Origin of the sequence: Photobacterium leiognathi (genome assembly GCF_030685535.1) — a bacterium.
Classification (GTDB): Bacteria; Pseudomonadota; Gammaproteobacteria; order Enterobacterales; family Vibrionaceae; genus Photobacterium; species Photobacterium leiognathi.
In genome coordinates, this window is record NZ_CP131601.1 from 2,772,206 (window position 1) to 2,785,911 (window position 13,706).

The following is a 13,706-nucleotide window of genomic DNA, read 5'->3' on the forward strand; positions in this document are numbered from 1 at the left end:
TTCGGAATATATGTGAAAAAGTCAGTATGAAAGGAACTTCATCGCTTCGCTTCCCAAGGAAGAACCTCTTTTTTATCATTTTAATCAGTTTCGCGACTCTCGGTCTCATTGCTTTACCTCCTCCAGAACAAGAAAGTGATCCCGAAACAGAGCGTAAATTTAAAATCGGTGTCGCTTATCCTGTCCCGATCTCATCAGCCTCCACAACAACCTTTTCCAATAAAGAAGAAACCCAAAAGCTCACATGGAAAAAACATGTGGTAGAAAGTGGTGAAAGTCTCGCAATTGCTTTTGATAATATCGGGCTTGATGGCAACACCTTACATACCTTGTTAGAAACAGACGAGAACACTAAACAGCTCGAGCGACTTCGCCCAGGTAATGTCATTGAGTTTGGGTTTAATAAAGAAGGGCAACTAACGGAACTGCGTCATCCTCGTAATCATTTAGAAACGCTTATTGTTCGACATAATGGAAAATCATTCACTAGCGAGCTAGATAAGAAAAAAATCGAAACCCATACTAATTTTGCCCATGCCACTATCGAAACCAGTTTCTGGAGTGCCGCCGATAAAGCAGGATTAACCGCTAACCAAATTATGGAAATCGCAGCACTATTTGGTTGGGATATCGACTTTGCACTCGATATACGCAAAGGAGACAAATTTGAAGTATTGTTTGAACAACACTACCTTGATGGTCACCCGGTTGATCGCGGCTCAATATTAGCAGCCACCTTTACCAACATGGGGCAAACCTTCACCGCGGTTCGTAACGAAGATGGAAAATACTACGACAAAGACGGTCAAGCGATGCGTAAAGCCTTCTTACGCTCCCCAGTCAACTTCCGCTATGTAAGTTCGAACTTTAACCCTCGCCGTCTACACCCTGTCACCGGACGAGTTAAAGCACACCGTGGTACCGATTATGTCGCACCTGTTGGTACACCTATTTGGGCTGCTGGTGATGGTGTGGTATTAAAATCTGCCTATAACAAGTTCAATGGTAACTATGTTTTTATCAAGCACAGTACTAAATATGTCACGAAATACCTGCACTTAACTAAGCGTATGGTCAAAACCGGGCAACGTGTAAAACAAGGCGATACTATTGGTACCTTAGGTGGAACGGGGCGTGTAACAGGACCACACTTACACTATGAATTCTTAGTCAATGGCGAGCACAAAAACCCTCGTACAGTGGATTTACCACAAGCCAATTCGCTATCAGGTAAAGAGCAAACTGCATTTAAACAACGCTCAAAGCAGCAGTTAGCACATATCAACCAGCTAAGTCAGTTAGTGCCAAATAACAATATCTTGCTGAACTAACCTCAAGTAGCAGATACAAAAAAGCCGACAATCTGTCGGCTTTTTTACTGATTCATTGTTAACGCTACTAAACGTTACACACTGAATGATGCACCACAACCACATGTTGTTGTTGCATTCGGGTTGTTAACGAAGAAACGCGAACCTTCTAGACCTTCAGTGTAATCAACCGTACCACCAATTAAGTATTGTAGGCTCATTGGGTCAACAACAAGGGTTACACCGCTGTTTTCAATGGTCATATCGCCATCATTTACTTTTTCATCAAAAGTAAAGCCATATTGGAAACCACTACAGCCACCACCAGTGATGTAAACACGTAGTTTTAGATCCGGGTTTTCTTCTTCAGCGATCAGTGTTTTTACTTTATTCGCTGCAACGTCAGAAAAAGTTAGCGGCAAATTCGCATCGCTCATTACAAAACCTCTCACACACTTCTGTTAATTACGCTGATTATCTAATACCTGACTATGTTGTTCAAGTATTAGCCTCACTTGTTGGAGAGTCATGGCGTAAACGTTCTTTTTTAATTGTTCGGTGTAGCAACTGCGAATAAATCGGTTGGCCGCCTAACATTTGAGCCAGCATAGTCGCACCGAGAGTCGTAATAATCAATGGTAAAATCAGATGATAGTTATTTGTCATCTCAATAACCAACAAGATCCCTGTAATCGGTGCACGTACTGTTGCAGCAAACAATGCGCCCATACCAGCAATCGCAAACAAGCCAGGATCAATACCCAAATCAGGGTACAAACCTTGTGTCACCATGCCGTAAAAAGTACCAAACAAAGTACCGAGGGCTAGCATAGGTGCGAAAATACCACCGGGCGCACCTGAGCCAAAACATAATAAGGTGGTTGCAATACGCGCAAAGAACAACAGCATTAACATGCCAAGGCCGTAATCGCCGTTAGTTGCATGAGGAATAAGAAAGATACCGCCGCTAGTTAGCTCAGGAAAGTAAAGTAACAGCAGACCAAAACAGCCACCAATCAAGGTACCTGTAATTAAATAGCGTTTATGTTCATTACGGTGAATCTTAATAAAGCCGTCTAATGCGAAGATAATGAGGCGATTGAATAACACACCAAAACCACCAAACAACATACCTAACACTAAGAATAACCAAAGAGATTTCAATGCAGGTGCATCATACTGCGGCATGCTGATAACGGCTTCTTGACCACGTAAAAGGCGAAACACAATGTTCGACATTACTGCCGATATCATCACACATTTCACCGAGATCAAGCTGTAGCGAAATTGTGGGCGCATTTCTTCTAGCACAAACATAATGCCAGCCATTGGCGCATTAAAGGCTGCCGCTAAACCACCAGCAGCACCAGCAGCCAATAAAGAGTGACGACCTTCTTTATCTTTAAGTCTAAAAATATCGGAGATCATACGCCCGATATTACCACCCATTTGTACGGTTGGCCCTTCTCGACCCAGCACCATACCTGAGCCTAATGCCCCTAAACCACCGAAGAATTTCACAGGGATCACACGCCACCAGCGAACTGGGCGCATTTCCTCCATTGCCCCCTCAATTTCAGGAATGCCTGAACCACCTGCTTCTGGGGCAAATCGACTAACAAGGTAGTAACCAACAAAAGCTAATGCAGCACTGACAATAAATGCCGCTAACCATAGTGGTAATACGCTGGTAATTTCATTTCGCAGCCATTCTGTGCGTTGATCTGTGACCCAATCAACCCCAATTTCAAACATGGTGCCAACGAATCCGGCAAGGATACCGACTAATGCTGATAAAAAGAGAACAGAAACAGGCGTCTTATCTCGGGTAAGTAACTGCCTTACCAATGCGCGTGGTTGAAGATGAGGAGGCATGTGGATCCCATGCGTTTTATCAGTCATTTTTCGGCCGTATTGTCAAAAGATTGCACGTAGAATGCAGGAAGGATAAATGAAACTATTAGACCTGAAAGAGTAATCCATGATGCGCATTTATTATACTGCTAATGTTGAAAAATAGCTTTGCATCTGTGATTTGTACAACAATTTAACAGTATTTTATTGCTCATCTAGCGCAAATATTACCCATAAAACGCTCTCCCTAAAGCGCCCCCTTTTAGGTACAATAGCTAATGATAATCCACATACTTCTCTGGCTTACCATTCTAGGACAGAAAACTCTGTGGATTGGAATAGCACCTGATTTATTGATATAGGATCTTACAATGAGCAATACAAGCAAATCAGCCGATTTATTTGCTAAAGCACAACAGAAAATTCCAGGTGGCGTAAACTCGCCAGTTCGTGCTTTTGCAGGCGTTGGCGGCACCCCACTATTTATCGAACGTGCCGATGGCGCTTACATTTTTGATGCCGATGGCAATGCTTACATCGACTTCGTTGGCTCTTGGGGTCCAATGATTTTAGGTCACAACCATATCGCTATTCGTGATGCAGTGATCGATGCAGCACAGCAAGGCTTAAGCTTTGGTGCACCAACAGCGATGGAAATCACCATGGCTGATCTTGTATCGAAACTTGTACCATCAATGGAAATGGTACGTATGGTGAGCTCAGGTACAGAAGCGACGATGAGTGCAATCCGTCTTGCTCGTGGTTTCACAGGTCGTGACAAGATCTTAAAATTTGAAGGTTGTTACCACGGTCACGCAGACTGCCTATTAGTAAAAGCAGGCTCTGGCGCATTAACACTTGGTCAACCAAGCTCACCAGGTGTACCTGCAGATTTTGCTAAACACACGTTAACAGCGACCTACAATAACCTTGATTCTGTACGTGAAGCATTTGAAGCAAACCCAGATCAAATCGCTTGTATCATCGTTGAACCTGTTGCAGGTAACATGAACTGTATCCCACCAGTACCGGGCTTCCTTGAAGGTTTACGTGCGATCTGTGATGAGTTCGGCGCACTATTAATTCTTGATGAAGTAATGACAGGCTTCCGTGTATCTGAAGGCGGCGCACAAGGTTACTACAACATCAAACCAGACCTAACAACACTGGGTAAAATCATCGGTGGTGGTATGCCAGTAGGTGCCTTTGGTGGTCGTCGTGAAGTGATGGAATACGTTGCCCCAACGGGTCCTGTTTACCAAGCAGGTACTCTATCAGGTAACCCAGTTGCTATGGCGGCAGGTCATGCTTGTTTAACAGTGCTAACTGAAGAAGGTAATGAAAAGCGTCTCGCTGACATTACTAAACGTTTAGCTGATGGCTTTAAAGCACTGGCTGACAAACATGGCATTCCATTGGCAGTAAACCAAGTAGGTGCAATGTTTGGTTTCTTCTTTACTGATCAAGAAAACGTGACTTGCTATGAAGACGTTACCAAGTGTGATGTTGAACGCTTCAAACGTTTCTTTAACTTAATGTTAGAACGCGGTGTTTACTTAGCACCTTCAGCGTATGAAGCGTGCTTTACTTCGCTAGCGCACAATACTCAAATTATTGATGCGACACTTGAAGCAGCAGACTATGCTTTTGCTACGCTAGCTAATGAATAAGCGCTGAATTTTTTCAAAAAGATTGAATAAATTAAAATAAAAAAGGTCACACAAGGTGGCCTTTTTTTATGACTATTTTTTAGTATCTAAATAACTAAAAATTAGCTTAACTGAAAGCTATTACGCTAGGCTTGCTTATTGCCAGAAATATAATGCAAGCAAGGCCATGATGACCAAAATAATTAGCGCAATAGGTGGTCTGCGTTTTTTTTTGTCATCACAGCCACAATTACAACATCCCATAAGCCATCTCCACGATAAAAGGTATAATCATTGACTCTTGCATGATGATTATAATGATAATCTTTATCAATAACAGCGGTAATGATGACAGCTTATTTATAAAAGGATATAAACCGTGTCACAGCCATTTAAAATCGAGCCTCGCCACTGGCTCCTTATTATTGCTTTATTTGTCGCTGCGTTTGCCAGCTACAAACTGATCGAACCTTACCTAGGTCCGATTGTTCTCGCGTTTATTATTTCATTGTTATTTGCGCCACTGCATAAACGTCTACTTGCGTTAATGCCAACCCGTGCCAATACCGCTGCAATGTTATCGTGTTTTATTCTTACCGTGATCATCGTGATCCCATTACTTATCGTGTTCTCATCGATTGTTCACCAAGGAACAACTGTCTCAAAAGAAAGCTATGAATGGATCACATCAGGCGGTCCGAAAGAGTTATTCGCCCACCCTTACGCTCAAAAAGCATTAGGGTTTATCGATAAATACTCACCGTTCCATAATTTTGATCCGCAAGTGATAATCCAAAAAATCGCCACCACAGCATCACAAGTTGGTTCACAAGCATTAAATATTAGTGCGCGTATTTTAGGTGACGCCACCAGTATTTTAGTGAACTTTATGATGATGCTATTTGTGTTGTTCTTCCTACTACGTGATAACGATAAGATGATCGCTGCGATTCGTCACGTGATTCCGCTTTCTCGTAGTCAAGAAGATGAAATCATGAACGAAGTCGAGCAAGTGGCAAAATCTGCAGTACTTGGCTCCTTCTTAACCGCTGTTGCACAAGGTATTGCTAGTGGTTTTGCCATGTGGCTATGTGGTTTCCCTGGGCTTTTCTGGGGCTCGATGATGGCCTTCGCGTCATTGATCCCGGTTGTGGGTACTGCACTGATTTGGCTACCAGCCTCTTTATACCTACTACTTATTGGTCAATGGGAATGGGCACTGTTCCTTGCTGGTTGGGGCGTGATTGTGGTTGGCTCAATTGATAACGTGGTGCGACCACTATTAATGCAAGGCAGTTCAAGCATGAACACCTTACTGATCTTCTTCTCAATCATTGGTGGTATCCAACTGTTTGGTTTGATCGGTATGATTTATGGCCCAATTATTTTTGGTGTCACACTGGTACTGTTCAAAATGTATGAAGTTGAATTTAAAGACTTCTTAGAACAACAAGATAAAAACTAATCTCCCACCTTTAATGCCGCTTTCTATATTGATATCAGATTAAAAGCGGCACTTTCCTATTTCTCATCTAGGCAAGCTCTGTAGATTTCTTTCCAACTGCTCATAAATATGGAACAATTCGCCCCCAAATTTATGATGTCTACATTGAGGCCAGTTACATGTCTTATTGCGCCGCGAGCCAGGTCGTTGCTCGTCAATCTGAGTTTTTCGAAAACCGTAAAGTCCTTATCGCAGGCGAGTTAAGTGATACCTTTGCATCAGAGTTATGCCAAACAGCACAAACTGTATCGGTATTTACCACTAACTATGGCTTCTTCAATGACATTCAACGCTTCAGCAATGTAAGTAGTTACTTCGGGGCAGAGCTTACTGAAACCTCTGATATCGATATGATTTTGCTTTACTGGCCGAAAGCAAAAGCAGAAGCCGAATACTTACTGACCATGCTATTAGATAAGTTTGGTACTGGCGTTGAAATCTGCATTGTTGGTGAAAACCGCTCAGGTGTACGAAGCGCAGAAAAACTATTTGCACAATACGGTCCACTAACAAAATACGACTCAGCACGTCGCTGTAGCTTCTATTGGGGCCGTTGTGATAACACGCCTAAAGCTTTCAACCTTGCTGATTGGTTCCGTAGCTACCCAATTAATATTGCAGGCGTACAACTGACTGTTCGCTCACTACCGGGCGTGTTTAGCCATGGTGAGTTTGATAAAGGCTCAGAGTTGCTGCTCAATAACTTACCTAACCTACACGGTAAAGTGCTTGATTTTGGTTGTGGTGCAGGTGTAATTGGCGCTGTGATGAAAGCCAAATATCCAGCTATTGAACTAGAGCTTTGTGACATTAGTGCACTTGCGATTGAATCAGCGAAAGAGACCTTTAAGGTTAATAACCTAGAAGCGAGTAAGTTCACCGCAACCGACGTGTATAAAACACTGACGGGGCCTTACCAATTCTTGATCAGTAACCCTCCGTTCCACGCTGGTCTAAAAACGTTTTATGCGGCAACAGAGCAGTTTATTGAGCAAGCCCCACAATACCTTAACCCACAAGGTCAAATGGTAATTGTGGCAAACAGCTTCTTGCAATATCCGCCTCTGATTGAAGCAAGCTTGGGTCATTGCGAAATTACTGCTAAAACCAACAAATTCAATATTTACGCAGCAACCAAATAATCGTTAATTTGGTTTTGACGTGATTATCGTAAGGGCGGCAGTGTTTCGCCCTTTTTTTCACCCTTTTCACTCCGTTAAAAACGTTAATTCTGTGTTTTTACCCACGCTTCCATACCGTAATACTTGATCCCTTTAAATAACCCCGTATAAACAGTATCATATTAAGAAATATGGACTTAGTGATGGCTAACGAACGGAAAAATTGTCAAAAACGACATAAATATCGTTGCCTTACAATTTAACGTTAATCCCTAATCCGCAATTCAGATCGTATTACAATCATATTATTCAGGCACCGGAATGCAGAATACTACGCGATTTAAACGTCTCCAACATACGTTAATGTTGGCTTTTATTGTGCTCAGCATCACCCCTTTGGTTTTATCTGCCTTATATTTTCTAAACTCACATACCAAAGATCTCGCCGAGCAAAGTATCAATCACTTAGCCTCTTTACGCGATAATAAGCAAAAGCAGCTCTACAGCTTTTTTGCCGCTAAAGAATCAGAGGTGAAGAGTTTCGCTCGCTCAGAATTATCCAATAACAGTGGCGGTCGTTTTTATGGCCTCGTGGGTGCTTATCACCAATTAGGTGACATCGAGCCACAGCTTGCAAAACAAGGACGTGCTCACTATTTCTCACAAACCCTGACCAAGAAAAACGACAACAACAACCAAACCACCTATGTAGGGCATGAACGCTATCGTTTGATGTATAAGCGCTATAACGCAGTTTATAAAGAATATTTAAAACGTTCAGACTTCAAAGACATCATGTTGGTTGATTTGTCAGGTAACGTGGTTTATTCCGTCCATAATCACAGCTTATTTGGCATTAATTTGCTTAAAAATCAGCAAGCATCGCCAGCACTAAAGCAGACTTTTGAAACCATTAAGCAAAAAACCAAACTAAGCCAGAAACAGCCCGATCAAGTGCCTGTTACTTTTACTGATTTCAGTCAAACAGCCAATAACAGTGATACAACGGCATGGTTTGCTGCCCCTATTATTCAGCAAGGCTATTTGCACAGTTACGTGTTTATGGAGCTGAGTAACAAAGCAATTTCTGAGCTCATTCAAGATCTGGGTAACAATGCTAATTACGTCCAAACACTACTGATTGACCAAGATCACAAACTGCGTTTTTCAGCAGAATCAGATTTACCCCAAACCTTACAAAGTGAAAGTATTAGCCAAGCACTAGCAGGGAAATCTGGCGTGGGTAGCTTTAAAAACTACAATCACATCCCTGTACTCAGCGCCTTTTCTCCACTCGATATTCTGGGTAACAAGTGGGCGTTAGTGGTTGAGTTACCAGAAAAAGAAGCCTTTGCACGCATTACTGAGTTAGAGAAAATCTTTGGCTTTGGCATGATCACTGCCATTCTCTTGGTGATTTTCGTCTCTCACCTACTTTCCAACTCCATTACTGCGCCATTGTTACGTTTAACTTGGGCTGCTGAAAAAGCCTCTGGTGGCGATCTTGATCAGATCATTGAAGGTACTGAACGCAGCGATGAAATTGGTCGCCTTGCGATAAGCTTTTCACGTATGCAGCGCTCTATTCGTGAAAAAATTGGTCTAATAAAAACCCAAAATGATGAGCTAGAACAGAGCCTTAAGATCATCCAGCAGAAAAATGATGAGCTACAAACCGCAGATAAACTAAAAGATGAATTTCTTGCGACAACTTCCCATGAACTGCGTACACCGCTTCATGGCATGGTCGGTATTGCTGAATCCTTACTGGCAGGTGCTAATGGCCCACTACAAGATCCACAGCGTCGTCAGCTTGAAATGCTGATCAACAGTGGTCAACGCTTAACAAACTTGGTTGATGATCTGTTGGACTATCACAAGATGCGCTATGGCGATCTTGATATTCATCGCCATGCTATTGATTTATCAGCAGCTGTACGTTTGGTTTTAGAACTTTCAAGCCATCTATTAGGTAATAAACCAGTACGTATTATTAACCAAATACCAGCGGATTTACCGCTGGTTGATGCCGATGAACAGCGTCTAGAGCAAGTGCTATACAACCTTGTTGGTAATGCGATTAAGTACACATCTGAAGGGAAAATTATTATCTCTGCCACTGTGCTTGAGCAGCAATTACGAGTACAAGTCGTCGATACAGGCCAAGGTATTCCTAGTGAGCAGCTTGAGCATATCTTTGAGCCATTGATCCAAGCGAATTCTGGCTCGGCTAATTATCGTCAAGGGGCTGGGCTTGGGCTATCAATCAGCCGCCAACTGATTGAATTAATGGGCGGTCGTTTATACGTCAGTAGTCAGCCAATGGTCGGTACAACCTTTAGCTTTACCTTGAATTTAGCGACAGAGGCACAAATTAACGCGATTTCTCACGAGTCCACCAGCCAACATTTCCAAGCACCATCATTAGATTCAAGCAGTTGTGAAAGTAGTAACTTACCAGAAAACCCTAATGGTGACTTGATCCTAGTCGTTGATGACGAGCCTGTTAACCTACAGATCCTCAACAATTTTTTACGTTTAGCTGGCTATCGTGTGAAAACAGCAGAAAATGGTCCACAAGCACTAGCAATGGTAGAAGAACAACGTCCAGATCTGATTTTGCTCGACATTATGATGCCAGAAATGAGTGGATATGAAGTTTGTACAATCCTAAGAAAACAATACTCTATTTTTGAATTGCCAATCATGATGCTGTCAGCTTTAGGACAGATCCAAGATCGCATTAAAGGCTTTGAGTGTGGCGCCAATGACTATTTAACCAAACCCTTTAATAAGGAAGAGCTAATTGCTCGTATTCAAGCTTACCTACAAGCAAGTAAGACTGAACATGAAAAGCAAAAGAACCAAAGCCTACAGCAAGAGATCCATCGCCGAGAGCAGGTCGAAATCAGCTTAATTGAAGCGCAAAGCCGTTTACTGGGGTTACTAGACTCAACCACTGAAGCGATCATTTGTGTACAAAATGAAGGTCGGATTCGTTATGTAAACAGCGCTGCTGGCAAGCTATTTAAACGTCCACCAGAACAGCTTGAGCGCCATACAATAAGTGATATTTTAGCTGCTGAATTACCTGACACCATCGCTGATAGCCACCATTACAACGGGAAATTGAGCTTCCTGATCGGTGAGCAAGTGCAAACACTATCAACCGATGTCATTAATTTGCCGCAAGAATCTGGGCTGAAACAGATGTTTGTATTCGACAGTCAAGGGCCATCGGCAGATCACCGTATTGGCTTATTAGAAAATGCAGTCGATATGTTGTCAGAATTTGCCTTTAACGGTGATAAGAACAACCTACAGCAGCTTCGTGAGCTGGGCGGTGAATTTACTCGACTTGCAGATAAACTCGATAGCAATAACCAAAATAAAGGCCAACAAATTCGAGAGTTGCTGGTTGAATCGATGAAAAACACCCTAATGCTATGGGAAAGCGAATCGAACAAAACCAAGTTTGAATTAGCAGAAGAAAGTGGTTTATGGCGTGTTTATCTAGACCGTAGTACGTTACAAACGCGTACCTTAGATAAATATCTTCATCTTGAAACATTGCCTAAAACACCACGTTGGCGCACTGTGATTAATACCATGGATTATGTACTTGAACGCTGTAATCAACCAACAGCGGCACGCCAAGAGCTCGTCACCATGCGTGATAAATTGCACCATACCATTAGTACCAGCTAAATAATTCATTGCTCAATAAAGGCCCCTTGGGGGCCTTTTTTATTATATCTACAATCACTTTCGGCATATGTTCTTCATCATAGCTACAGCATCAACGTCATCTTAATCGGCCAAACAAACAACTTCACAGCGATAATAACCGACGATCTATCCCATTATTTCTAGCCTAAAAACATCCTCCTTTAGTCTTATAAATCCGTTATTTTAAATAAGAAAAAATCTCATTAAAAAACGTAAAAATGACCTAAATCACACTCTTATTTCTGCTTACTTTTACGCCGATATTATAAAAAAACACGCTTAAAAGGCCTTAAGAGGAATTAGTTTTTGTTTATGAGAAGCGAATCACAACAAACTCAGCCGATAAATTTTCCGCACAGAAAAAACGGTGCAAAAAACATGCATTACATAGAAAAACACATAAACTAAAAAGTAAAAACATTTAAAATCAACAATTTAAATTAACCACTTTTAATGGTGATATTTACCTTGCAGGCTAACTAAATGTGATATAACACACATTTAACATTAAGAAGAAAGCGGTGTAAAAATCAGAAATTAACGTTTTTGACGTGGTTTTTATAAGTTTTAACGTTTTTAACGGGAAGCCAGATTGACGATTTAGCGATTAGAGAGAATATTTAAGCCACTGAGAGCTTACAAGGCCATTCATCGGTTCAGCGTTACTCAGTTCCGTTGAAGTAGGTTCAAGGGCTCCAATGATGGAGCAAACTTTAATTTCCATTAAGTGAAACAGAGCAAAGAGTAAGGAACAGCTATGCTTGCCAATATTAACAAAACTAAGTTAGCACTTGCCGTTGTTGCAGCAGCAACCGCTTTTACAGCACCAGTAGCTTCAGCAGCAGAAAAAAGTGAACTAACAGTAGTACCAAACTTTTACCCTACAATGGTACGTAACTTTAACCCGTACCTATCTACTAACCTACACACCACAACAGACTTCGTTTACGAGCCATTGGTTGTATTTAACCAAATGAAAGGTAACGAGCCAGTAATGCGTTTGGCGAAAGACTACTACATGTCTGACGACCTAATGCAAGTAACGTTCGAAATCCGTGACGGCGTTAAGTGGTCTGACGGTGAAGCGTTCTCTGCTGATGACGTTGTTTACTCTTTCGATCTAGTGAAGAAGAACCCTGAGCTAGACCAACGTGGTATCAACAAGTGGGTTAAATCAGTGAAGAAAGACGGTAACAAAGTTATCTTCTCTCTAACTGAAGCAAACTCTAACGTTCCATTCGAAATTTCTTTCGTACCAGTAGTGCCTAAGCACATCTGGAGCAAAGTTGAAAACCCAACAACTTTCACTAACGAAAACCCAGTAGGTACTGGTCCATTTACTGAGATCGATACTTTTACTCCTCAACTATACGTTCAGTGTCGTAACCCTAACTACTGGGATAACGCTAACCTAGAAGTTGACTGTCTACGTGTACCTCAGATCGCGAACAACGATCAGCTACTAACTAAGATCATCAACTCTGAGCTAGATTGGACTTCATCGTTCATTCCTGACATCGACAGCACATACGCTGCGGCGAATCCTAATCACAAATACTGGTACCCAGCAGCTGGTACTCAGTCATTCATGTTGAACTTCAAGTCGCCTAAAGAAGGTAACAAAGAAGCAATCAACAACGTTGATTTCCGTCGTGCGTTCTCTATGGCTATCGACCGTCAAACAATCATCGACATCGCGTTCTACGGTGCGGGTACACCAAATGACTACGCGTCTGGCCTAGGCGATGGTTTCAAAACTTGGTCTGATGAAGCTGTACACGGTAAATACAAAGCATTCAACACATACAATGTGAAAGGTGCTAAAGAGCTTCTAGCGAAAGCTGGCTTCAAAGATACTGACGGTGATGGTTTCGTAGAAACACCAACTGGTAAGAAGATCGAGCTTGAAGTTCAATCTCCAAACGGTTGGACTGACTTCAACAACACTGTACAGCTAGGTGTTGAGCAGCTTCAAGAAGTGGGTATCAATGCGAAAGCTCGTACTCCTGACTTCGCTGTTTACAACGAAGCAATGCTAAACGGTACTTATGACGTAGCTTACACAAACTACTTCAACGGTGCAGATCCATACCTATACTGGGATAGCGCATACAACTCACGCTACCAGTCTGGTGACGGCATGCCTCGTTTCGCAATGCACTTCTTCAAGAATGCAGAGCTAGACAAGCTACTAGACAGCTTCTACAAGACAGCTGACAAAGGCGAGCAAATCAAGATTGCTCACGGTATCCAGAAGATCATCGCTGAAAACCAAGTTACAGTTCCAGTAATGTCTGGTGCGAACAACTTCCAATACAACGAAACTCGCTTCACTGGTTGGTGGAACGAGAAGAACCCTCAAGGCCGTCCAATGGTATGGGCAGGTGTTCCTGAGCGTCTACTTCAAGTACTGGATCTAAAACCAAAAGCATAATTTCTGCTTAATATTTGCGGTGCACACCTTGTGCACCGCCTCTTCCCCTCAAATCCTTTCTTCTATAAAAGGTATGGCGCCTTGCGTCAGGGGGTTTTACGTCCT

At 42.2% G+C, this 13,706-nt stretch carries 8 protein-coding genes; 6 read left to right on the plus strand and 2 right to left on the minus strand.

Translation table 11 applies throughout. From position 1 onward, the window contains the following. Positions 1-26: 26 nt before the first annotated feature. A complete protein-coding gene (locus Q7674_RS19505; protein WP_045065918.1) occupies positions 27-1,331 on the plus strand; it encodes a peptidoglycan DD-metalloendopeptidase family protein in 1,305 nt (434 codons plus the stop codon). 74 nt (positions 1,332-1,405) lie between these two features. Here the strand turns inward: Q7674_RS19505 and erpA are convergent, their stop codons facing one another. Then, positions 1,406-1,747, minus strand: a complete 342-nt coding sequence (gene erpA, locus Q7674_RS19510; protein ID WP_008988486.1) for an iron-sulfur cluster insertion protein ErpA — start codon at positions 1,745-1,747, stop codon at positions 1,406-1,408. 61 nt (positions 1,748-1,808) lie between these two features. Further along, on the minus strand, positions 1,809-3,212 hold the full coding sequence (clcA, locus tag Q7674_RS19515) for a H(+)/Cl(-) exchange transporter ClcA (RefSeq protein WP_043128429.1): 1,404 nt from the start codon (positions 3,210-3,212) through the stop codon (positions 1,809-1,811). 323 nt (positions 3,213-3,535) lie between these two features. Here clcA and hemL point away from each other — a divergent pair, with 323 nt between their 5' ends. From hemL to Q7674_RS19540, 5 genes are all read left to right on the plus strand, one after another. Continuing rightward, entirely contained in the window at positions 3,536-4,834 is a 1,299-nt protein-coding gene (gene hemL / locus Q7674_RS19520) for a glutamate-1-semialdehyde 2,1-aminomutase (RefSeq protein WP_008988488.1), read from the plus strand. Between the two features lie 358 nt (positions 4,835-5,192). Then, the gene (locus tag Q7674_RS19525; RefSeq protein WP_305423163.1) at positions 5,193-6,278 is read left to right on the plus strand and encodes an AI-2E family transporter; all 1,086 of its coding nucleotides are present in this window, start codon (positions 5,193-5,195) and stop codon (positions 6,276-6,278) included. A gap of 158 nt (positions 6,279-6,436) precedes the next feature. Then, on the plus strand, positions 6,437-7,459 hold the full coding sequence (rsmC, locus tag Q7674_RS19530; RefSeq protein WP_045065915.1) for a 16S rRNA (guanine(1207)-N(2))-methyltransferase RsmC: 1,023 nt from the start codon (positions 6,437-6,439) through the stop codon (positions 7,457-7,459). Between the two features lie 300 nt (positions 7,460-7,759). Then, on the plus strand, positions 7,760-11,146 hold the full coding sequence (locus Q7674_RS19535; RefSeq protein ID WP_305423165.1) for a hybrid sensor histidine kinase/response regulator: 3,387 nt from the start codon (positions 7,760-7,762) through the stop codon (positions 11,144-11,146). Between the two features lie 778 nt (positions 11,147-11,924). Further along, positions 11,925-13,601 (plus strand): ABC transporter substrate-binding protein, encoded by a 1,677-nt coding sequence (locus tag Q7674_RS19540; protein ID WP_008988492.1) that lies wholly within the window; start codon positions 11,925-11,927, stop codon positions 13,599-13,601. Positions 13,602-13,706: the final 105 nt, after the last annotated feature.

Bases quoted from the DNA above. Each gene is read 5' to 3' on its own strand.
- Q7674_RS19505 (WP_045065918.1), top strand. From the start codon at position 27: ATGAAAGGAACTTCATCGCTTCGCTTCCCAAGGAAGAACCTCTTTTTT.
- erpA (WP_008988486.1), bottom strand. From the start codon at position 1,747: ATGAGCGATGCGAATTTGCCGCTAACTTTTTCTGACGTTGCAGCGAAT.
- clcA (WP_043128429.1), bottom strand. From the start codon at position 3,212: ATGACTGATAAAACGCATGGGATCCACATGCCTCCTCATCTTCAACCA.
- hemL (WP_008988488.1), top strand. From the start codon at position 3,536: ATGAGCAATACAAGCAAATCAGCCGATTTATTTGCTAAAGCACAACAG.
- rsmC (WP_045065915.1), top strand. From the start codon at position 6,437: ATGTCTTATTGCGCCGCGAGCCAGGTCGTTGCTCGTCAATCTGAGTTT.
- Q7674_RS19535 (WP_305423165.1), top strand. From the start codon at position 7,760: ATGCAGAATACTACGCGATTTAAACGTCTCCAACATACGTTAATGTTG.
- Q7674_RS19540 (WP_008988492.1), top strand. From the start codon at position 11,925: ATGCTTGCCAATATTAACAAAACTAAGTTAGCACTTGCCGTTGTTGCA.